Origin of the sequence: Streptomyces sp. NPDC048416 (assembly GCF_043200435.1) — a bacterium.
GTDB lineage: Bacteria > Actinomycetota > Actinomycetes > Streptomycetales > Streptomycetaceae > Streptomyces.
In genome coordinates, this window is sequence record NZ_JBICXU010000005.1 from 270575 (window position 1) to 291762 (window position 21188).

Annotated in this window: 19 protein-coding genes and 2 pseudogenes; 9 read left to right on the forward strand and 12 right to left on the reverse strand. The window is 68.7% G+C overall.

Going from position 1 to position 21188, the window contains the following annotated elements:
* Positions 1–213: 213 nt before the first annotated feature.
* From ACGFW5_RS09440 to ACGFW5_RS09450, 3 genes and pseudogenes are all read right to left on the reverse strand, one after another.
* Entirely contained in the window at positions 214–1512 is a 1299-nt protein-coding gene (locus ACGFW5_RS09440; RefSeq protein ID WP_393833587.1) for an SLC13 family permease, read from the reverse strand.
* Positions 1513–1545: 33 nt separating this feature from the next.
* Positions 1546–2007: a CBS domain-containing protein gene (locus ACGFW5_RS09445; protein ID WP_393833588.1), complete on the reverse strand. Its 462-nt coding sequence runs from the start codon at positions 2005–2007 to the stop codon at positions 1546–1548.
* Between the two features lie 17 nt (positions 2008–2024).
* A pseudogene (locus ACGFW5_RS09450) lies at positions 2025–2621 on the reverse strand (cation:proton antiporter); the annotation flags it as partial.
* 124 nt (positions 2622–2745) lie between these two features.
* Here ACGFW5_RS09450 and ACGFW5_RS09455 point away from each other — a divergent pair.
* Complete coding sequence (locus ACGFW5_RS09455; protein WP_393833705.1) at positions 2746–4545, forward strand: chloride channel protein; 1800 nt, start codon at positions 2746–2748, stop codon at positions 4543–4545.
* A 150-nt stretch (positions 4546–4695) separates the two neighbouring features.
* Positions 4696–5493, forward strand: coding sequence for a DUF4232 domain-containing protein (locus ACGFW5_RS09460; protein ID WP_393833589.1), 798 nt, complete (start codon positions 4696–4698; stop codon positions 5491–5493).
* Between the two features lie 40 nt (positions 5494–5533).
* Here the strand turns inward: ACGFW5_RS09460 and ACGFW5_RS09465 are convergent, their stop codons facing one another.
* A complete protein-coding gene (locus tag ACGFW5_RS09465; RefSeq protein ID WP_393833590.1) occupies positions 5534–6031 on the reverse strand; it encodes a nitroreductase family deazaflavin-dependent oxidoreductase in 498 nt (165 codons plus the stop codon).
* Between the two features lie 235 nt (positions 6032–6266).
* Here ACGFW5_RS09465 and ACGFW5_RS09470 point away from each other — a divergent pair, with 235 nt between their 5' ends.
* A complete protein-coding gene (locus ACGFW5_RS09470; protein WP_393833706.1) occupies positions 6267–7292 on the forward strand; it encodes a PP2C family protein-serine/threonine phosphatase in 1026 nt (341 codons plus the stop codon).
* Between the two features lie 33 nt (positions 7293–7325).
* Positions 7326–7877 carry a MarR family winged helix-turn-helix transcriptional regulator gene (locus tag ACGFW5_RS09475; protein WP_393833591.1) on the forward strand — a complete coding sequence of 184 codons (552 nt, stop codon included), beginning with the start codon at positions 7326–7328 and terminating at the stop codon, positions 7875–7877.
* A gap of 625 nt (positions 7878–8502) precedes the next feature.
* Here the strand turns inward: ACGFW5_RS09475 and ACGFW5_RS09480 are convergent.
* Both ACGFW5_RS09480 and ACGFW5_RS09485 read right to left on the reverse strand, forming a co-directional pair.
* The gene (locus ACGFW5_RS09480; protein ID WP_393833592.1) at positions 8503–9642 is read right to left on the reverse strand and encodes a permease; all 1140 of its coding nucleotides are present in this window, start codon (positions 9640–9642) and stop codon (positions 8503–8505) included.
* A 244-nt stretch (positions 9643–9886) separates the two neighbouring features.
* Positions 9887–9982 (reverse strand): annotated as a pseudogene (locus ACGFW5_RS09485) (mandelate racemase); the annotation flags it as partial.
* A 239-nt stretch (positions 9983–10221) separates the two neighbouring features.
* Between ACGFW5_RS09485 and ACGFW5_RS09490 the strand changes: the two are divergent.
* Together ACGFW5_RS09490 and ACGFW5_RS09495 are read left to right on the forward strand one after the other, a co-directional pair.
* Positions 10222–10548: a plasmid stabilization protein gene (locus tag ACGFW5_RS09490; RefSeq protein ID WP_359955257.1), complete on the forward strand. Its 327-nt coding sequence runs from the start codon at positions 10222–10224 to the stop codon at positions 10546–10548.
* Positions 10549–10671: 123 nt separating this feature from the next.
* The gene (locus ACGFW5_RS09495) at positions 10672–11478 is read left to right on the forward strand and encodes an SDR family NAD(P)-dependent oxidoreductase (RefSeq protein ID WP_393833593.1); all 807 of its coding nucleotides are present in this window, start codon (positions 10672–10674) and stop codon (positions 11476–11478) included.
* A gap of 176 nt (positions 11479–11654) precedes the next feature.
* Here the strand turns inward: ACGFW5_RS09495 and ACGFW5_RS09500 are convergent, their stop codons facing one another.
* From ACGFW5_RS09500 to ACGFW5_RS09510, 3 genes are all read right to left on the reverse strand, one after another.
* Complete coding sequence (locus tag ACGFW5_RS09500; protein WP_393833594.1) at positions 11655–12023, reverse strand: low affinity iron permease family protein; 369 nt, start codon at positions 12021–12023, stop codon at positions 11655–11657.
* Between the two features lie 237 nt (positions 12024–12260).
* Positions 12261–13907 (reverse strand): cytochrome bc complex cytochrome b subunit, encoded by a 1647-nt coding sequence (locus ACGFW5_RS09505; RefSeq protein WP_393833595.1) that lies wholly within the window; start codon positions 13905–13907, stop codon positions 12261–12263.
* A 335-nt stretch (positions 13908–14242) separates the two neighbouring features.
* Entirely contained in the window at positions 14243–14764 is a 522-nt protein-coding gene (locus tag ACGFW5_RS09510; protein ID WP_393833596.1) for a hypothetical protein, read from the reverse strand.
* 30 nt (positions 14765–14794) lie between these two features.
* On the opposite strand from ACGFW5_RS09510, the gene ACGFW5_RS09515 reads away from it, so the two are divergent.
* Complete coding sequence (locus ACGFW5_RS09515) at positions 14795–15145, forward strand: winged helix-turn-helix domain-containing protein (protein WP_393833707.1); 351 nt, start codon at positions 14795–14797, stop codon at positions 15143–15145.
* Positions 15146–15694: 549 nt separating this feature from the next.
* Here ACGFW5_RS09515 and ACGFW5_RS09520 read toward each other — a convergent pair.
* Entirely contained in the window at positions 15695–15937 is a 243-nt protein-coding gene (locus tag ACGFW5_RS09520; RefSeq protein ID WP_393833597.1) for a DUF6480 family protein, read from the reverse strand.
* Between the two features lie 1031 nt (positions 15938–16968).
* Complete coding sequence (locus tag ACGFW5_RS09525) at positions 16969–17604, reverse strand: DUF1360 domain-containing protein (RefSeq protein WP_393833598.1); 636 nt, start codon at positions 17602–17604, stop codon at positions 16969–16971.
* A 544-nt stretch (positions 17605–18148) separates the two neighbouring features.
* On the opposite strand from ACGFW5_RS09525, the gene ACGFW5_RS09530 reads away from it, so the two are divergent.
* The gene (locus ACGFW5_RS09530; RefSeq protein WP_045556499.1) at positions 18149–18352 is read left to right on the forward strand and encodes a cold-shock protein; all 204 of its coding nucleotides are present in this window, start codon (positions 18149–18151) and stop codon (positions 18350–18352) included.
* Between the two features lie 358 nt (positions 18353–18710).
* On the forward strand, positions 18711–20210 hold the full coding sequence (locus ACGFW5_RS09535; protein WP_393833599.1) for a DEAD/DEAH box helicase: 1500 nt from the start codon (positions 18711–18713) through the stop codon (positions 20208–20210).
* A gap of 246 nt (positions 20211–20456) precedes the next feature.
* Here ACGFW5_RS09535 and ACGFW5_RS09540 read toward each other — a convergent pair whose 3' ends face one another.
* Positions 20457–20816: a hypothetical protein gene (locus ACGFW5_RS09540; RefSeq protein WP_393833600.1), complete on the reverse strand. Its 360-nt coding sequence runs from the start codon at positions 20814–20816 to the stop codon at positions 20457–20459.
* Positions 20817–21188: the final 372 nt, after the last annotated feature.

A 21188-nucleotide genomic window follows, 5' to 3' on the forward strand; every position in this document is an offset into this window, starting at 1 on the left:
GCATGCAGGTGTTGGCAGGCCGGGGACTTGCCCGGCAGTTGGCGTCAATGCCGACACCTTGGCCGAACGGGATCCCCGCCGCTGTCGAACAGGCCACAGACGCCTTCGTTGAAGGCTTCGAACGCGCCCAGGGCTCCGCCGTACCGCGACGGGTGCTCAGCCGGCTGGGACTGTTCGGCTGCTGAAGTGCCCCGGCGAAGCCCCATCGCCCGGTCAGGCAAGCGCGAAGTAGCGCAGCCAGATGTAGACGGCGGAGATGGCGAGGGTGGCTGTGGTGACGATCAGGCCGTACTTCGTGAACTGCCAGAAGGAGATGGGCCGGCGGTTGCGTTCGGCGATGCCGAGGACGACGACGTTCGCGGATGCGCCGATGGCGGTGGCGTTGCCGCCCAGATCCGCCCCCAGCGCCAGAGCCCACCACATGACGTGGTCGCTGCCGCCACCCAAGGAGTGGACGAGATCGCTCGTAACAGGCGCCATGGTGGCGACGTACGGGATGTTGTCGACGACGCCGGACAGGACCCCGGAGGCACCGAGCAGCAGCAGGGAGCCGCCCATCGCGTTGTCGCCGACCGCGCCGGCGAGGGCATCGGAGACCTGCTTGATGACGCCGGTGTCGATGAGGCCGCCGATCATGATGAAGAGGCCGGCGAAGAAGGCGAGGGTGGGCCATTCGACCTCGGCCAGCACTTCACCGGTCTCAACAGTAGAGACGGCGATCAGCAGCCCGGCGCCGAGCAGGGCGACGATGGACGGTTCGTAGTGCAGGACGGGGTGGAGGACGAAGCCCGCGATGACGAGGGCGAGGACGACGAGGCCCTGGATGAGGAGGCGGGGGTTCTTGATGGCCTCCTTCTCCTCCAGTTCCATGATCTCGGCGGCGCGGTCCTCGTCGTACACGAACGTCTTGCGGAACATCAGCCGGCACAGCAGGACGAGGACGAGTGTCAGCACGGCTGACAGCGGGGCCAGGTGGACGAGGAAGTCGTTGAAGGTCAGGCCGGCCCGGCTGGCGATGATGATGTTCGGCGGGTCGCCGACGAGGGTCGCGGTGCCGCCGATGTTGGAGGCCAGCACCTCGGCGATGAGGAACGGGGCCGCGGGCAGGGCGAGGCGTTCGCAGACCAGCAGGGTGACGGGGGCGATCAGCAGGACGGTGGTGACGTTGTCCAGCAGAGCGGAGGTCATGGCCGTGATGACGATCAGCATGACCATGACGCGGAACGGCCGCGCGCGGGCTTTCTTCACCGCCCAGATGGCGAGGTATTCGAAGAGGCCGGTTTTCTTCAGCACGCCGACGATCATCATCATCCCGGCCAGCAGGAAGATGACGTTCCAGTCGATGCCGGAGTCCTCGGAGTAGAAGGCCGAGACGTCGTCGGTGGCCCCGACCGCCAGCATGAGCCCCGCGCCGCCGAGGGCGGCGGCGACGCGGTGGATCTTCTCGCTGATGATCAGGGCATAGGTGCCGACGAAGACGGCGATGGCCGCCCAGCTGTGCCAGTCACTCACATGGTCTCCAAGCAGGGGTACTGAAGGGGGGTGTCAGGGATGGGCTCCGAGGAGTTGGTGCAGGAGGTGGGAGGCGGTGATCACGCCGAGCAACCGGGTGGTGCGCCCGTCCTTTTCGGTCACCGCGACCAGGGGGCTGCGGACCTGCGCCATGAGGGCGGCGACCTCCAACGCCGTGTCATCGGGTGCCGCGATGGGCGGGGGCCCTGCCTTGCTGGACAGGCAGTCCCCCACGGTGCGTCCGACCAGGGCCCGGCAGAGCCGGTCGGCGTGTTTCTCGTCGATGACCGCCGCCAGCGCCGGGTCCTCGATCACATAGGCCGGCACCAGTACCTTGACGAGCTGGGAGGCGGGCAGAATCGCCACCGGGGCGCCCGCCTCGTCCACGACCAGCAGGGCGGGCAGCTTGTCCTCCGCCATCAGGCGGGCTGCCGCGAGGGCCTCGCTGTCGACGGCTACCGTTTCGTACTCCACGGCCAGATCACGTGCGCGCACGGGTAGTTCCTCTCGGCTCATCCGCGATGTCCGCGGTGTTCTCGACGTCCCTGGGTCGCGGCGTCGTCCCCCTCCGGGATGCCGACCAGGTCATTGACGTGGAACATACGCGCCACCGGCACGTCCGTGCTGCTGTGCGCGACGATCGAGAAGGCGATGCACACCGCGATGAGCGTGTACGCCTGCTCGGCCTGAGGGATGCCGGACTGGAGCACGAGCAGTCCGTACACCACTGAGGCGAAGCCCTTCGGGCCGAACGAAGCAGCGGTCGGCTTCTCCCGGCGGTCGAAGCTGGTTCCGCTCATGGAGATCAGCAGGGAGGCCGGGCGGATCAGGGCGATGGCCGGCACCACCGCTCCGTATCCGCCCAGCGGGAGGTCACCGAAGAGGCCGGTGTGAGCAGGCGCCGAACACCAGGAGTGCGCGAACTTCGCCGGCTCCGCCAGGGCCTCGCCCAGCGGCTCGAACGCGCGCCGGGACTCGGGTGACACCGAGGCGAGGACCGCGCCGGCCGAGAACGCGGCCAGGTAGGGGTTGGCGTGGGTGAGGTGGCAGGCCGCGTACAGGGTGATACCGGTGGCCAGCGGCAGCAGTGGCTGGAGCTTCGGCTCGGCGCGTCGCTGGTGAGGCGCGCTTTTCCGGTCGCCGGAGCCCGTCTGGGCCGACGCCTGGCTTGACATCGTTTGCATAATGCAAAATGGCGCGAGTAAGGGGAAACTGCACATGAATGGCATACGAATGGGACGCTCCGAGGCGGCTGTGGCACGCCGGGGACCGGGCGCCGGGTGGCGTCTGGGGCTGCGTGAGGCCCAGTGGGGGCTCGCGGCCCTGGCCCTGGTGATCGGTGTGGGTGCGGGGCTCGGGTCGATCGCCTTCCGGTGGCTGATCAAGGTCTTCACCGGCCTGTTCACGGGGCATGCCGACTACGCGGGTGCCGGGCATGCGGCGAACCTGCACGTCGCCTGGCTGGGCCCGTACTTCGTTCTCCTGGCGCCGGTGATCGGCGGACTGCTGTACGGGCCGCTGGTGGACCGGTTCGCCAAGGAGGCGCGCGGACACGGCGTGCCCGAGGTGATGCTGGCGGTGGCCCAGCGCGGCGGGCGCATCAACCCGAACGTGTCGGTGGTCAAGGCCCTCGCCTCGGCACTGACGATCGGCTCGGGCGGCTCGGTGGGCCGCGAAGGCCCGATCGTCCAGATCGGCTCCGCGCTGGGCTCGACGCTGGGCCGGATCGTCAAGGTCACCGAGGGCCGGATGAAGCTGCTCGTGGCGTGTGGCGCGGCGGGCGGTATCGCGGCGACCTTCAACGCGCCGCTGGCCGGGGTGTTCTTCGCGATGGAGCTCATCCTGCGCGACTTCGCGATCGAGTCGTTCGGCGCGGTCGTCCTGTCCAGCGTCGCGGCGAGCGTGATCGGCAGGGCCGCCTTCGGCGATGTCGCCTTCCTGAACCTGCCGGCCTTCCACGTCGAACACGTCGCCCAGTACGGCCTGTTCGCGCTGCTCGGCATCGTCGCGGGCGCTGTCGGGATCGGCTTCACCCGCATCCTGTACTGGATCGAGGACGCCTGCGACTGGGCCTGGCGCGGCCCCGAATGGCTGCGCCCGGCCGCCGGCGGTCTGCTGCTCGGTCTGCTGCTCCTGGTGCTGCCGCAGATGTACGGGGTGGGTTATCCGGTCCTGGAGAACGCGGCGGAAGGCAAGTACGCCGCGGCCTTCCTGCTCCTGCTGCTTGCGGGGAAGATCCTGGCGACCAGCCTCACCATCGGCATCGGTGGCTCCGGTGGCGTCTTCGCGCCGAGCCTGTTCATGGGCGCGATGCTGGGCGCCGCCTACGGGGTGGGCATGCAGAGCCTGCTGCCGGGGACGGCGGGTGCGGTCGGCGCCTACGCCCTGGTGGGCATGGGCGCCGTGTTCGCCGGCGCCTCCCGCGCCCCGATCACGGCCGTGGTCATCCTGTTCGAGCTGACCGGCGAGTACTCGATCATCCTGCCGCTGATGCTCGCCATCGTCACCGCGACCGCGACCAGCAGACTGCTGTCCCGTGACACCGTCTACACCCTCAAGCTGCGCCGTCGCGGGATCGATCTGGACGGCCCGGCCTCCGGAGCACCGCTGGGCGGTCAGCAGGTCGACGAGGTGATGGAGCAGCCGCCCGGGACGCTCGCCGTCGAGGCGGAACTGACGGCCGCGGCGACGGAGTTGTCCCTGTCGGTCCACGGCGTGCTGCCGGTGGTCGACAAGAACGGCCAGTACGTGGGGGTGATCACGGCCAGGGCGGTGGCCGAGGCGCTCGCCGACGAGCCCGGCTCCGCCGGATCCGGTGCGATCGTCGAAGACTTGGTGGAGCAGCCCGCCTCGCTCACTCCGGACCAGCCCCTGGCCGCTGCCCTGCACGCCCTGATCTCCCATTCCGGAACCGGCCTGCCCGTCCTCGATGCCGAACGAGCGCGTCTGGTGGGCTGGCTCACGCACCAGAGCGCACTGCGCGCTCTGCACTCCGTGCGCGGCGAGGCGGCCCGGGAGCCCGCCGCGGCATGAAGGCGGCGGGAAGCGGCCAGGGTGCGCAGTGCACGGACTGAACGGCGCCCTGCCGGGAAGGCGCCGTGAGACGGACGCCGATCTGTCCGGCCGGCTTCGTTGAGGTCGGCCGGAACGTCGGACCGGGGCCGACCGCACGGAAGGAATCCCATGGACAGGTACCTCGACCATGTACATCGTTCCCGCCGGACCCTGCTGCCGCTCGGCGCCGTCGTCCTCGCCACGCTCGCATCGGCCACGGCATGCGGCGACGGCGCCACCGCCACCCCGCCGCCCTCGACGCGGGCCGCGACCACGACCACACCGCGTCCGGTGGAGTCCGCGCCCGCCGGGGGCGAGTCCATGCCGGGCGGGGGAGGGTCCACGCCGGGCGGGGGAGGGTCCATGCCGGGCGGGGGAGGGTCCATGCCGGGCGGGGGAGGGTCCATGCCGGGCGGGGGAGGGTCCATGCCGGGCGGGGGAGGGTCCTCGCCGAGCACCGCCGCCGCCACGCCCTCCCCCCACACCGGTGCGTCGACTCCCTCTTCCTCCGCCGGCGATCCGCGCTGCACGTCCGACCGGCTCCGCCTCTCCCTCGGCCGCATCTCGCCGGGCGCGGGCAACATCTACGTACCCCTGGTGTTCACCAACACGGGCACCACGGCCTGCCATCTGCTCGGCTTCCCCGGCGTCTCGCTTCTCTCCGCCTCCGGTGCCCGCATCGGTGAACCGGCACAGCGTGAGGGAGACACCCTGCCGCCCGTCGTGCTGGCGCCGGGCAAAGCCGCTTACGCGTCTGTGCACACCGTGAACGAGGGCGTGTCGGACAAGCCCTGCCGGCAGGCCGCCACATGGGTGCAGGCGTATCCGCCGGGTTCGACCGAGGCGCTGCGCGTCCCGGCCGACTCCCTGCGCATATGCGGAGCGACTTTCGACGTGACGGCGCTGCGTCCCGGACAACACCCTTGAGCGGCCGGACAAGTAGCGGGACGGGAGACCCCGCGACGATTCACCGGGGCCGGGACTCTTCCAGCCGTACGAACGGGATCCGCTCTCCGATCGCCTGATAGCCCTCTGCGCTGCCATCCGCCCGGAACCCCATGTACGAGCAGAGGGCCTTCGCGGCGCGGGGGTGCCGGGGCGCGTACTCGGCCATGATCCGCCCTCCTTCCCCGGGTGTGAGGAAGTGGGCGGTGACGGCCCGGAAACGGCGTCCGGTCTGGATGGTGGCCTGCGGGGCCTGCCGCAGGTTGCGGTACCACTGTGCCTTCGGGCCGAAGCCCGAGGCGAGGATCCAGGTCTGCTGTTCCGGGTCGTGGGCGACCACTTCGAGCACGACTTTCCGGGCCTGGCCGGAGGTGCGTCCGGTGTGGACGAGCAGCAGCACGCGGTTGCCGAACAGGGGGCCGAGACCCATGCGGAACAGGTGGATGGGCAGTCGGGCCAGTGTCCTTCGCCAGCCGGTGGGAGGCGCGGGCCGACGGGTCGCCGGTGATGCCGAGGTCATGGACTGAGCCTCTCTGTGCGTTCTGGAAACCGAACGGATGGCGTCGATCGGATAACGGCGAGCAGCCGGAATGCCGCAGCCGAAGGACCTTTGCATAGTCTAAAGGTTGAGAGGGAGGGCGGCTATGGGTCGACGAGGGGCGGCGGTTGTTGACGCTGCCGGGTCCGCCGAGGACCAGAGCAAGCGGCGCCCGGCCGGGGCGTCAGGACGGGAAGAAGCCGCCGCGCCGGCCGCGATGCCATGGGCGCTGATGGCCGTGGTCGCCGTGGTGGACGCGGCGACAGGACCGGACATCGGCCTACTGCCCCTGGTCTCGCTGGGGCCGGCGTTCGCGGGCCTGTCCGGCGGCTGGCGCAGAACGGCCCTCATCGGAACCGTTGCCCTGGTGCTGGGCTGTGCGCTCGGCATGTACGACGGACTCTTCGCCGAGCGGCGTGGCTATGCCGCGATGGGCGCCGTCGTCGGTGTCACAGCGGCCGGCGTCGTGGCGGCCGTGACACGGCAGCGCCGGGAGGTGGAGCTGGCCGGCGTCCGCTCGATCGCCGAGGTCGCGCAACGGGTCCTGCTCCGGCCGGTGCCGCGCAGCGCGGGCCCGTTGCGGATCGCGGTCTCCTACACCTCGGCTGTCGCCGAGGCCCGCATCGGCGGCGACCTGTACGAAGTGGCCGCGGTGGGGGACCGGGTGCGGGTCATCGTCGGAGACGTCCAGGGCAAGGGGCTCGAAGCGGTCGAGACCGCGGCCGTCGTCCTTGGTGCGTTCCGCGAGGCCGCGCATGACGAGCCCGACCTCACCGCCGTCGGCGCCCGGATCGAGCGGACCTGCGAACGGGCCCTGCACGACGAAAAGTTCGTCACGGCCCTCCTCGCCGAGATCGACCCCGCAGGCACCGTCACCTTCGTGAACTACGGACACCCGCCACCGCTCCTCGTATCCGCCGACGGCGCCGTCTCCTTCCCCGAGCCCGCCCAGTACGCCCTGCCGCTCGGCCTGACCATGCACGCCCCTACCGGACCGGACCCGTACCAGGTCTCGTTCACAGCAGGGGTCCAGCTGCTCCTGTACACCGACGGCGTCACGGAGGCGCGCGACGAGACCGGCGCCTTCTACCCGCTCGGCCGGCGCACCCATCTCCTCAAGGACCCCGACCCGGAAGCGGCACTGGAAAAGCTGCGCGAGAACCTGATGCTCCACACCCAGGGCCCGCTCCACGACGACGCCGCCATGCTCCTGCTCCGCCACCGCGAACAGAAGGCCGGATGAGAGCGGGGCGGGCGGGGCACGGTAAAAAGAGGTATGGCCGACCAAGCGCAGCCCGCAGCGGGCACGGAGCACGTCAACGCGGGCACGGACGATGTCGACGCGGTGACCCGCGCGGTGCTGACCGCCTCCCGCGTCCTGGTGGGCGTGTCCGCCCGCTCACTGGCAGCGGTCGAGGACCGGGTGACGCTCCCCCAGTTCCGTCTCCTGGTCGTCCTCGCGACCCGCGGTACGGCCAAGCTCGTCGTCCTGGCGGACCATCTCGGTGTGAAACCGTCCACCGCGATGCGGATGATCGACCGCATGATCGCCGCCGGCCTGGCGGTCCGCCAGATCAATCCCGACAACCGCCGCGAGACCCTCCTGGGCCTGACCGACGACGGCCGTCGCCTGGTCAACGACGTCACCGCCCGCCGCCGTGAGGCCATCGCCGAAATCGTCTCCAGGGTGGCCCCCGGCCAGCGTGCCGCCCTGGTCGAGGCTCTTACCGCGTTCAGTGAGGCAGGCGGCGAGCCGGGCGTCTCGGGTGAGGCGGACGCGCTCTACCCACTGGGCTGGTCCGACAACCCGCCCAGGAGCACCGGCTGAGCGTGTCCCCGGCCTCCCACATGGCCCCACAGGCTCCCCGAGTTCGCCGTGCCGGACCACCGTCGCTCCTCCCTGCCGGGCCGTCGACAGCTACTCCACCTTGATCCAGATTGGCCCGCACCTTCGAGCAGCGCGTCGAGGTCCAGTCCGGGTCCAGTCCACCGCCCTACCTCTAGCGCGACACCCGGCCCCGGCTCGGGGACGTTCATGCGGTTGTGATGCGGGTGGCGTCCGGTGTGCGGATGGTGATGCTCAGCCCGCGTCGTACGGTCGTAGGGCCGAGTTCTACGATCCCAAGGCCAACGCCTTCCGTGCCGCCGCCGGTACCACCGTCGGGCGCAACCATCACACCGAGGCCCTGCTGCTACCGGACGGCCGGGTCGCCGCCTTGGGCTCGGACCCCCTCTTGGGCGACGCGAACAACGCCAAGCCGGGCGTCAGGAAGCCGCTCTTGCGGCACCCCCGGTAGTCGCCGGAGCCACCTGGCGTGAAGACGGGGACGCCAGCCGCGAGGGGCCGTTCCGGCGCCCGGCGGAGGCGGGCCTGTCCGTCGGTGTGCTTCTGGAGTTGTCCCCGCGCCGGGAACACCGGCGGCGAGCTTCCCCCTGCCCCCTGTGCACCGCTCTCAGCGGCCGTCGGTGGAGCCTTTCATCATGGCCAGCATGTCCTTGCCTCCGGTGCGTAGGAAGCGGAGGGCCAGGACGGCGGCGAGCAGGAGGAACGCGCAGTTCAGCCAGGTCGTGTAGTTCCAGCTGACTCCGCCCTGCGGAAGGGCCGCGGCGGCGGTGTCAGGAACGAGGCCGAGGCCACCGAAGACGAACTCCACCACGTACCCGGCCAGGACCATGGCCGCGTAGAACGTGCCGAGGAGGAAGAGAGCCATCCGGGTGCCGTAGTACTTCCGGTAGATGTTCAGGATCGGCAGGATCAGCAGGTCGGCGAAGAGGAACGCCACGACGCCGCCGAAGCTGATGCCGCCCTTCCAGAGCACCACGGCCAAGGGCACGTTGCCGACCGAGCACACGAACGAGACGATGGCCACCAGCGGCCCGATCAACGGCCCCCACAGCTTGGCCGCGAGGGGGTGGCCGTCGAAGAAGAAGGTGCGCCAGAAGGTGTCGGGGACCCAGGCGGCGATGGCGCCGGCGACGAGCAGGCCGACGACGAGGTCGCGCAGGATTGCCGCCCATTCCATGACGAAGACGTGGGCCACCGAGGTGAAGCCCTCGCGCGAACACAGCCTGCGGGCGAAGGAGCCGTCGCGCTGGACCGACATGTCCATCGCGGCGTGGCCCTCCATGGACCCCGCCACCCCGCGCTCGGCCTGCTCCCGCGCGCCGCGCACCAGCTCGTCACGCAGGAGCAGCCGGAACATCACGGCCAGGGCGACGATCATCAGCCCGCCGCCCGCGAACTCGGCGGCGGTGAACTGCCAGCCCATCAGGAGGGCCAGGATCACGCCGAGTTCGACGACCAGGTTCGTGGAGGCGATCTGGAAGGCCATCGCCGCGGTGAGGTTCGCTCCCTTGCGGAAGAGGGAGCGGGCGAGCGCGACCGCGGCGTACGAGCAGGACGAGGAGGCGATGCCAAGGCCTGTCGCGGTGGCCAGCGTACGGGCGCGGTCGTCGCCCAGCAGCGAGACCACGGTGGACTTTCGTACCACCGCCTGGACCACCGCGGACAGGGTAAAGCCCAGGATCAGGGCCCAGGTGATTTCCCAGGCCATGGAGCCGGTGATCGACAGGGCGTGCTGGATTGCATGCATGAACGTCCTCCTGCCCGGGGTGAGCCCGATGCCTCACCCGGGATCGGGTATGCCCTCTTACTCGGTGATGTTCACGCGGTCGCCCGGAGGGTGCCGCGTTGGGTGTGAGCGGATGTGGTGAGGCGGCGGGTCATGTTCGCGGCGGAGGCCCACTGGGCGGGGGAGGCGGAGGTGCCGAGCCGGTGGTCGTACTCGAGGGCCGGACGCCGGTCCAGCATCAGCGTGCCGTTGACCTGCTCGACCTCTCAAGGTGCCGCAGGCGGCGCACAGCGCAGAAGGCGTGCGCCGAGACCGGTGGTGCGCAGTGGCCGGACAGGTCCAGGTCCTGGGCCGCCGCCAGGACCGGAGCGGCGGCACGCCCGCCTTTGGCGCGGCTTCGTCTAAATCGGCCCCGGCGTCGCCGGCGCCCGGCGGGCCGGAGGAGCTGACAGCAGCGGGCCTGGCGCCGGTCTGCCGGTGCCGTGACCCGGATGGCGCTCACCCGTCGCGAATGGCCCTTTTTACGCGTGAGGTGGGGGGTAGTCGTTTACGCATCGCAGGCCGCGGAGCCCGTGGCCCCCTCAGAAAGGAAGGGTTGTCATGCCTTCAGGATCCAGCCCCAAGCGTGAGCGCCAGTACGAGCACATCAAGGAGGGCGCCGAGAAGCGCGGCACTTCCGAGAAGCGTGCCAAGGAAATCGCCGCCCGCACCGTCAACAAGGAGCGCGCCCGCTCCGGGGAGTCGAAGTCCGCGAGCAAGACCTCCACCCAGGACCCCAAGTCCGCCTCGCAGCGCGGCGGACAACGGTCGCACAGCGGTTCCGAGGGACCGACCAAGGACCAGCTGTACGCGGAGGCGAAGAAGAAGAACATCGACGGCCGGTCGTCGATGAACAAGCAGGAGCTGCGCAAGGCACTGGGGCGCTGACAACAGCCACGGCATCATTCCGCGCGGGCCGGCCTTACCCGCCGTGACCCTGCGCAGAAGCACACAAGACGTCCCGGGTTCACGTCCCCCCGTTTGTGCCCCATACCGGAAAGAGCTTCGCTCATGAGTGCTGCCAAACCCCTCGCCCTGATCACGGGAGCCTCCAGCGGCATCGGGTACGAACTCGCCAAGCAGTTGGCCGAGCGCGGGTTCGACCTCGTCGTCAACGCCGAGGACGACGTACGGCTGCATGAGGCAGCCGAGCGCATGCGCGCGGCCGGTGCACAGGTCGAGGTGGTGCAGGCCAATCTCAGAGACTTCGAGGCGACCGAAGCCCTCTACGCAAGGGCCACGGCGCTCGGGCGTTCGCTGGACGTGGTCGCCCTGAACGCCGGGGTGGGGCTGGGCGGCCCCTTCGCGGACAATGATCTGGAGCGTGAGCTGGAGATCGTCGACCTCAACGTCCGATCGACCGTGCACCTCGCCAAGCGTGTGCTGCGGGACATGGTGGCACGCGACGACGGCAGCATTCTCGTCACGTCGTCGATCGCCGCCACCATGCCCGGCTCGTTCCAGGCGGTCTACAACGCCTCGAAGTCGTTCCTGCAGTCCTTCACCGAAGCGCTGCAGAACGAACTGAAGGACACCGGGATCACCTTGACTTCCCTGATGCCGGGCCCGACGGAGACCGACTTCTTCGACCGCGCCGGCATGGACGACACGAAGGTCGGCCGGCAGGACAAGGACGATCCGGCCGGGGTGGCACGGCAAGGCCTCGACGCGCTCTTCTCCGGCAAGGACAAGCGGGTCGCCGGCTCGATGAAGACCAAGGCGCAGGGCCTGGCCAACAAGGTGCTTCCCGATTCGGCCAAGGCCGAGGCCCACCGCAAGATGGCCGAGCCGGGATCCGGCGAGCGGGACGGCGACTGAGGCCACTTGCCGGTCTTCCGGCGGCGGGCCCGCGCGCCTTCCCTCAGTTCCCGCGCGCAGGCCCGTCAGCGACCAGGAGGTCGGCCAGCTCCGTCAGGTCCTGTACGTCATCCGTCGGCCGGGACATCGTGGCGGGGCAGCCGGCCGCGCCCCGGCGCCCGGCGGGAAGGGCACCGTCACGACTCGTCCTCCAGCCGGATCGCTTTCTTCAGCGCGTCCGTCGACCTGCCGCTCTCCCCGCTGTGCTGTTCGAGCAAGGCAGCCGCGATGGCGTCCAGCTTGCGCTGGATCGCATGTTCCGCGCGCCGTTCGGAATTCTTGAGCAGGGCCAGCAACAACAGGGTCACCGCGGTCATCAACTCGCCGGCGAAAAGCTGCGAACTCAGGGAGAGCCCGGCGACATGGGTGGCGACGAACGCCGCGACCAGGAGAAAGCACAGGACGGAGAAGAGCGGCGAGCTGGTGAAGTTCGACGCGCGCTCCGCGAGGTGTTCGAACAGGCCGCGCCCGCTCTCGCCACGCTCCGCTGGATGTCTGAAGGTCATACCCCCTGGATACCGGACGCGCCTGCGCAAGCGGCGTTCCCCCGCCGCTGGACCCGGTGACCGACCGGGGCAGCGGTCCTTCGCGTTGTCCCGGTCGGTCACCCGTCGGCTCTCCGCGTGGGGCTCGGCCCTCCCTCTCGCCCTGCACCCACCCGCCCGAGTCCCGGAGGGCGGCACGCAGGACACCGAGGCGGAGGCTCAGTTCAGCCTGCTCCAGCAGGGACAGACGGCATTCCGTCAGTGATGGCCGCTGGTCACGTGCTTCTCGTATTCCTCGGACGTCGTCTTGGCGATCTGGCCGCTCTGGCCGAAGTACGCACTGGAGAGCCTGGCGCGCAGCTTTTCGCTCCACCTGACGTTGCGCTGGACGCCGTTTTCGTCCGTAGCCGGCGGGATCTCATGAGGAGCGTATTGTTCGTGCGCCGTGAGGGTGAACAGCTGCTCCCGCGAGAGTGGTTCGTGGGCCTCAACGAACTCTCCGTGCGGCAGGCGCTTGATGATGCCGGTCTCGCGGCCGTGTTCCACTTTCTCCTTGTCGCGGCGCTGGAGCCCGAGACAGATTCTCTTGGTGACGACGAACACCACGACCGGCACCACGAAGAACCCGATGCGGGCGGCCCAGCTGATCACGTTGATCGAAAGATGGAAGTGGGTGGCCATCAAGTCATTGCCGCCGCCAAGCAGCAGGAGCAGGTACTCGGCGACCCATGCGGCGCCGAACGCGGTACGCGTCGGATTGTTGCGGGGGCGTTCCGTGATGTGGTGTTCCCGGTCGTCGCCGGTGATCCAGGCCTCGACGAAGGGGTACAGCCACAGCACCAGGAGGATGGTGGGGAAGACGATCAGCGGGATCAATACCCCGAGCTGGAGGGTGTGGCCCCAGAGGTTGATCTCCCAGCCGGGCATGAGTCGGATCAGGCCCTCGGAGTAGCCCATGTACCAGTCGGGTTGGGCGTCGGTGGTCACCTGGTCGGGGCGGTAGGGGCCGAAGCTCCAGATCGGATTGATCTGGGCGATGGCCGCCATGATGGCCAGGACACCGAAGACGAGGAAGAAGAATCCGCCGGCTTTTGCCATGTAGACCGGCATCAGGGGCATCCCGACGACGTTCTTGTTGGTCCTTCCCGGTCCCCAGCTCTGGGTGTGCTTGTGGTAGAAGACGAGCGCCAAGTGGGCCACGAGCAACCCCAGCATGATGCCCGGGATCAACAGCACGTGGATGCTGAACAATCGAGCGATGAAGTCCGTGCCGGGGAATTCCCCGCCGAAGAAGAAGAAAGAAAGGTACGTCCCGACGATCGGCACGGAGAGAAGCGCTCCCTCCATGAAGCGGACTCCGGTCCCGGACAGGAGATCATCCGGCAGCGAATACCCCATGAAGCCGTCGAACATTCCGAGAATCAACAACCCGGCACCGAACAGCCAGTTGGCCTCTCGGGGTTTACGAAAAGCGCCGGTGAAGAAGACGCGCATCATGTGCACGAGCATGGACGCGATGAAGACGATGGCGCCCCAGTGATGGATTTGGCGAAGCAACAACCCTCCGCGCAGGTCGAAGCTGATGTCCATGGTCGACTTGAAGGCTTCGCTCATGCGGATGCCGTGCAACGGCACATAGGTACCCTGATAAACAACTTCATTCATGCTGGGCTTGAACCAGAGCGTCAGGTAGACACCCGTCAGAATAATGATGACGAAGGAGTAGAGTGCCACCTCCCCGAGCATGTAGGACCAATGATCGGGAAAGATCTTTCTGAGATTCGGCTTGGCGATCGCGAACAAGCCGAGGCGACCGTCCGCCCACGTCGCGATCTTCTCCCCCCTGGCTGTCGGGGCATCCTCGCGATGGCCGGAGGACGAAGGCGTGTGCTGCGCAGAAGACATGGGTTGTTCTCCCGGAGGTTGAGGCCGCCTCTTCGGCGACCGCCACACTTGCGCCCCGCGGGCTGTGGCCGGCGTTTCACGGAAGAAACTCGCTGCTGTCCGAGCAAGGAACTTCCCGCGCCAGCGTGGCCCATACGCGGCCTTTCCGCGAATGAACCAGCCCTTGGCCGCGATCTTTCACCCAGAAGGCGGAAGGAGTCCCTGGGCCGCGGTGCCCGCTCGATCGGCAGCGCCCTGCTCAGGGGGTCGAGATTTCCGGACCGGCATATCGACCGAATGGGTCCCGGACGGTTTCGATGGTCACGGGGAGCGGTCCTCGGGCCACGGCGATGTTGTCAGACCGAGTGAACCGGGATGGTCCACAGGTGTACCAGGTGCCTCGCGAGGGACACGTCTTCAATGAAGACCAGCACCTGAAAGCGCACCTGGGACCGCAGGCCCTTCACGTGCCGCCGGGGCGGGCTGGGAGCGACGGTGGACCGGATCCCCTGATCCGTCAGGAACCGGCGGATCTCGTCAGCGGCCGCAATCGTGGCGACACGTGCCACAGGCGCCAGCAATCCGTACGGATAGGGGCGAGTGCGCCCTCGGGCGATGAGCGCCCGAGTGGCACGGACCCATGCACGTGCGCTCATGACTTCCATACCTCCGGCTCGGCGGATCGTCCACGGCGCTGTCGTCGCGACGAGCAAACACGACAAATGCAAGCACACGTCGCAGATCGCGGCGAAGGTTTCCTGCCGGGTGTCATGGTGAGCCAACAGTTCTCGCGTTGACGAATGAGCCACTTTGCGGGGTGAGAGCCGGGACTGTGGAAGAAAGTTCCGCGTGCTTACGCTGCCGACGTCATTCACCATTTCGGGGAAAGTACTCGCGCTGAACCGTGAATTCGATGGGATGGTCGCGGCGAACACCCTGGCCGCAGTCGACGACGAGCACGACCCGGGGAGGGGCGGCACCGCCTTCGAACGAGCCCACGTGGCCGTTCTGCCGGCCCCGGGGGCGCGCCCACCCGGAAGAGGGCCGCCGTCGGCCGGCCCGACCAGTGCCGGACCCGTGCGCGGATCGCCGAGATCGCGCGCCGCCGGTTCGGCGTCAAGTACACCCTGGCCCGGCTGGACCTGCTCATGCGCCGGATCGGCTGGAGCGTGCAGGTCCCCTTCCGCAGGACCGCCGAGCGCGGCGAGGGCGAGATCGACGCATGGAAGGACGAGCAGTGGCCGTCACTCAGGATGTAGCTGAGCAGCTTGAGGGGGTTTTCTTCGGGTGACTGGAGCGGACCTGGCGGGGCCCGTCGCCTCGTCCCCAGACCGGCGGATGCACCCGTACGTCTCTGGGCCCGTGCGAATGACTGCGCCTCATACATGACCGGGGGCGTATCCTCGCAGCCATCCGCGAGGCACACGAGGCATCACGCCGAAGGCCGCCTCCGACGGTGCCGGTCACGGTCGGCGTTGCTCGCGGCGATGAGGGCTTCTCTCGTAGCGGACTGCGAGCTTGTCGTGCCTGGCGAAGGGATATGCCTTGTCAGCCCGACACGATCCAGGAGAACGGGTGGTCGGCCCGCCCCGGCACGAGGTACGCGGACCTTCTCCGGGGCAGGTGCAAAAGGCGGTGAGTCTGCCTTGCCGTCACCGCGATCGACATGGCTTGTGGCCCTGCTCGACGGCCAAGTGCGCAGTTTGGTGGTGAACCCGCCGAGCGAGCCGCCCAGTCCATGATCAGCAGGCTCGGTGAAGACACCGCCGACGGCTCCAAGCGGTGTTCTCGCCGTTCCGCTTCATCGGTTACCGCAGCAGGATGATCGCGTAGGCGAGGAAGAACCCCGCAACCACCACTGCGAGACCGATGATCACCGCGAGCGGCGCCTTCGCCCAACCCTTCGTCGGGTTGTGGGTCTCCCGGGGCCCGGCCCCCGACATGCTGCTCTCGGCGGGCGGGGTCTCGCCCGGTGGTACGCCTCCCCCCGGTTCCAGCCCCGTCGTCTTGCGGGGGTCCGGGTCCGGGGTCGGTGCCGAAGATGAAGTCATGCATTGCGGATGCCCAATCCGCCGCGGTATTCACTCATCTGTGCAAGATTGCGCTATCCGGCCCGATCCGGTGTCGCGCTCGTCGCCCTCAGCCCCGGCGCGTGCGCTGTGCCCGGAGAGCGAGAGGAGCGCACTACGCCTTCTCGCTTTTCGGGCGCCGCGTTGAACTGGCCCTTCGGCGCCGGCTCGGCTGAGCTCGCAGATGGCTGGGACATCGCGAGAAGGGTTGCCTTGAGACGGTTGGCGCCAATGTGGGGTGCGAACGTCGCGGGCGTTGGGAAGTGGCTCGTGCAGAAAGCGAGGCGGCATGACATGCGGTTTCCGCATTGTGACGAAGCGCTTGCGCCCCACCGCGCACCTGACTCCGGAGTGAACTGGATTTCGACTCGTCGCGCCGTTCTGGAGCAAGCCGTTCTCGATGAGCACGTGATTGTCGTGGGTGTGGACATGCACCGTCTCGCTTTTCCTCGGCGTTGCCGGCCTGCCCGCCCGGTCAGTAGGCCATGAAAGACACCTGGGAAAGGGTTCTCGCGGCGGTCCTCGCGGTGGCGAATGCCGATGGCGACGCAGGCCGGACGGCGTCGGTGGACTCCACGTCTGCCGGGCCCACCGCCATCCGGCTGGATGCAGGAAAAAGGGGCTTCTGGCCGGCTGGGCCGAGGACCACACGCTTGGCCACTCCCGCGGTCGCTTGAGCACGAAGGTCCACTTGCCCAGTGACAGCTGGGCCCGGCCTCTGTCCATCTCCCTCACCGTGGGTCAGAGCGGCGACGCGGCGCCGTTCGGAGCGGCCATGGCCAGAATCCGATCTCGCGAGCGGTCTCGGCAGGCCGGTGAGCCGTCCTGCGGTCGCCCTGGCAGGTGAGGGCAGAGTGGTGGCCGCAGACCAGTGGAGCGGATATCTGGTGCTCCGGCCGCGCCGTGACACGACCTTGCCATCTCTGCCGGCGCCCACTCGCAAAGGACGCGTCAGTCGTGGGAAACCGAGGCCGCCGGGCTCGGCCTGTCATGGCTTCTCAGGACACGAATTCTCACTGCAGGCGACTGCGACACAGCTGCAGCAGGTCAGCACCCGCCAGGGCACTGAGTCCGGCTGTGGTCAAGCGCGCGGTCTTCGGGACGAAGATGTGCGCCGCTGTCAGGGCGGTGGTGGTCCACAGACCGGCGCAGTAGGGACAGGTGACGAGTTCACCGACAGCGTGGCGGATGCCCGTGCCGCGCACCTCCTCCTCCAGTTCCGCTGGTCCGGAGGTACCGCGGTAGCGGGTGAAAGGGGCTCGTAGCGGACTGGTGACCGGGTCCTTGGTCAGCATCCGGGAGAGCTGTTGGGTGGCGCAGGCGAGCATCAGTACATCGAAGGGGCCGAGCCTGGGCAACGGGCGCCCGTTGGCTTTGGCCGTCAGGCCGATCCCGACGACAGTGGCCGCGTAGGTGCCCATCAGGGCGAGGTAGCCCGCCAAGGGGCGTTTCTCCTGGCCTTGGTAGACGGCCTGCTCTTTTGCTGCGGCGCGCCGGGCCGCACGGATCAGATAGGTCAGGTCCACGATCGGTTCCTCGCTTCCTGCTGTTGACTGCTGACTGCTGACGAAGAGGGCGTTCAAACGCTGGGATGAATGACCGCCCGCGCCCGCAGCGGCGTCCAAGGCAATCAAGACGTCCTGGTCCATCTTCCGTACCATTCCCTACCCGCGCCTGCGCGGAATGCGCGACCGGAGCTCTCGCCGGGCGGGGATCGTCGCCAACGCCGACGTTTTCCGCCAACTTGGCGCCGCCGGGTACGAGCACGGCTTCGAAGGGAGCCCCGCAGCACACGCGGGACGCACTTGACCGCTGCGTCGGCCCCCCTCGGTGTCGCGGGCCGCTTCGCCGCCGCGTCACCGCCGCGCCGCGTCGCGCCCCGGGAATTCTGCGAACGTCGCACTGCGGTGCAGCAATATCTGTGCCCGCCGAGAGAGGGTTTTACCGGCCGCGCCGAGAGCGTTATTGCCGCAGCCGTTGGAGTCGAATATTTCGACGTACGCAGCCCGTTGCCGTGTGCTACTGTCGATCTCAGTTGCAGTTGTGGTTCCCAAAACTTCAAGTGCTCCACGCGGCTCCGGCCAGTGGGAGCGCTTTTGTATTTCCGGTCGTGTTCCGGGCGGGGTAATCATCGCGGCGACACGGTGTTCGCACGGTGTGGATTCCGATGTACTGCCCCAAAGGAGATATGACATGGCTGCTGGTACCGTGAAGTGGTTCAACGCGGAAAAGGGCTTCGGCTTCATCGAGCAGGACGGTGGCGGCCCCGACGTGTTCGCCCACTACTCGAACATCGCCGCTCAGGGCTTCCGTGAGCTGCTTGAGGGCCAGAAGGTCACCTTCGACATCGCGCAGGGCCAGAAGGGCCCGACGGCCGAGAACATCGTTCCGGCCTGACGCTGAGCGCACGCTGTAGCTGGGGCCCGCATCCTTCGGGGTGCGGGCCCCAGCTGCACGCATTTCCCGCTGCGGTTTCACCGGCGGGACGACTTGGGGGAACTCCCCGGTCTCACCACGCGCGGTGCCTGCTTCATGTACGCTGCCGCCGCTTATTGACGATCTGCATCGCAGTCGACGCCCGGGCATTGCGTGAAATCACGCGCCCATCGCGTCATTTGCTCCAGCACCTCCGCTCGGCGTGTATTTTCGCCGACCGGATCTGCTTTCTTTTGCCGTCGGTCCATACTCGTAATTCTCCGTGCCGTTCATCGCCGTGGGAATTCCTTGATATGTGCCGTATCGAGGAAGGTTCCACATGAACCAGACACGCACGAACGACCGCTTCGCCCGTACCCGCAATGGCAGTGCCGACTCCCGCACCGGCGGTGGCCGCGGCGGTTCGTCGTCATCGTCGCCGCGCCGCTCCGGCGGGCCGGCCCGCTCCGGCGGTTACGGCCGCAGGCCCGGCGCGGTGCAGGGTGAGTTCGCGCTCCCCAGGACGATCACCCCCGCCCTGCCCGCCGTCGAAGCGTTCGGCGAACTCGGCATGCCCGAGCAGCTGTTGGCCGAGCTGGCTCGGCAGGGCGTGACCGTGCCGTTCCCGATCCAGGGCGCGACGCTGCCGAACTCGCTCGCGGGCCGTGACGTCCTGGGCCGTGGCCGCACCGGCTCCGGAAAGACCCTGGCCTTCGGTCTCGCCCTGCTCGCCCGTACCGCAGGACAGCGTGCCGAGCCCCGCCTGCCGCTCGGCCTGATCCTCGTACCGACGCGTGAGCTGGCGCAGCAGGTCACCGACGCCCTCACCCCGTACGCCCGTGCTCTGAAGCTGCGCATGGCCACCGTCGTCGGCGGCATGTCGATCGGCCGGCAGGCCGGCGCGCTGCGTTCCGGCGCCGAAGTCGTCGTCGCCACCCCCGGCCGCCTCAAGGACCTCATCGAGCGCCGCGACTGCCGGCTCGACCAGGTCGCGATCACCGTGCTCGACGAGGCCGACCAGATGGCCGACATGGGGTTCATGCCCCAGGTCACCGCGTTGCTCGACCAAGTGCGGCCGGAGGGACAGCGGATGCTGTTCTCGGCGACCCTTGACCGCAACGTCGACCTGCTGGTGCGCCGCTACCTCAGCGACCCGGTCGTGCACTCGGTGGACCCGTCGGCCGGTGCCGTCACCACGATGGAGCACCACGTCCTGCACGTCCACGGCGCCGACAAGCACGCCGCCACGATCGAGATCGCCGCGCGCGACGGCCGCGTGATCATGTTCCTTGACACCAAGCACGCCGTCGACCGGCTGACCCAGGACCTGCTCCACCAGGGCGTAAGGGCCGCCGCCCTGCACGGCGGCAAGTCGCAGCCGCAGCGCACCCGCACGCTGGCGCAGTTCAAGACGGGGCACGTCAACGTGCTGGTGGCGACCAATGTCGCGGCGCGCGGCATCCACGTCGACAACCTCGACCTCGTCGTCAACGTCGACCCGCCGACCGACCACAAGGACTACCTCCACCGCGGCGGCCGCACCGCCCGCGCGGGTGAGTCCGGCAGCGTCGTCACGCTCGTCACGCCGAACCAGCGCCGGGACATGGTCCGTCTCATGTCTCACGCCGGTATCCAGCCGCAGACCACCCAGATCCGCTCGGGCGACGAGGCCCTGAACCGGATCACCGGCGCGCAGGCCCCTTCGGGCGTCCCGGTCGTGATCGCCGCACCGGTGACCGAACGCGCCAAGCGCGGTGCCGCGACCCGTGGGCGGCGACGTCCTTCGTCGGCGCCCCGGCGTACGGCCGCGAGCCGGACCGTCGTCGAGGCGGCCGCGTAGCACCTTCGTGCCGAGGACGTTCACCCATCGCCGCAGGAGGCACCCTGTGACGCTGGTTCAGACGCGTGGTCAGCCGCAGGACCTCTCCGCGAGCGGCGACCTCGACCAGGACGGCAGTGCACCGGCGTGATCACCCGGGCCTGAGGGCTGACCACTCTCCCCTTCGGCGCACGCCGACATCGCGAAACCAGTGTGGGACCTGCCGGCGTGCCGGCAGGTCCCACACTGCTGTCATGGAGCCCCTGATCAGTGGTCGGAGTAGCTGAAGTCGCCCATGGTCCAGGCGTTCACGTCCTCGATCGCGACGCGGTACATCCCGCCCGTCTCCGGGATCCCCACGGTGCCCTGCAAGATGCGGGCGACATGGAAGTGCAGGTGGGTGGGCGGTCCGTTCGTCTTCGCGGCGGTATCGAAGACGGCGGAGAACTCGCCCAGCCGGGCGGAATCCGTCAAGACCTCCGACACGCGCTGACGCCAATCCGCTTCGGGAGCCAGCCGGCCGGTGATGACAGCGCCACCGGTGACCACGGTCAGGGACATCTGATTGCTCCGGTCCGACTCCACCAGGGTGGCGACGGCAACGAGCAGCTCGTCAGGCTTCGACATGAAGCAGATCATATGCACCGCCCGGCGCCGGACCACGGGCCGGCCGAGGCGCCCGGCGCTGCCGTTCGGGGCCGACTGTCTCATCGCCGGACACGCGAAAATCTATGGCGGCCGGAGTAGACATTGAGTGGTGGGGTCGTTATGGTTTCTCTCGTAGCCGAGATCGAAGAAGGCCCGGCAGGGACGAACTGCCGGGCAGCGGAAATGCAGCGGTAACAGCAAGTGCAGGTGCAGGACGGTGCGGTGACGGAGTGTCGAAGCCAGAGCGGTGCAGGACGGCGACGGGACTGGTGACCGGACCGGGTGGCCCGCAGTCGTCAGGGGCCGCCGTGAGCAGTGCCGCAGTACAGGTACAGGTAAGTCCAGTACAAG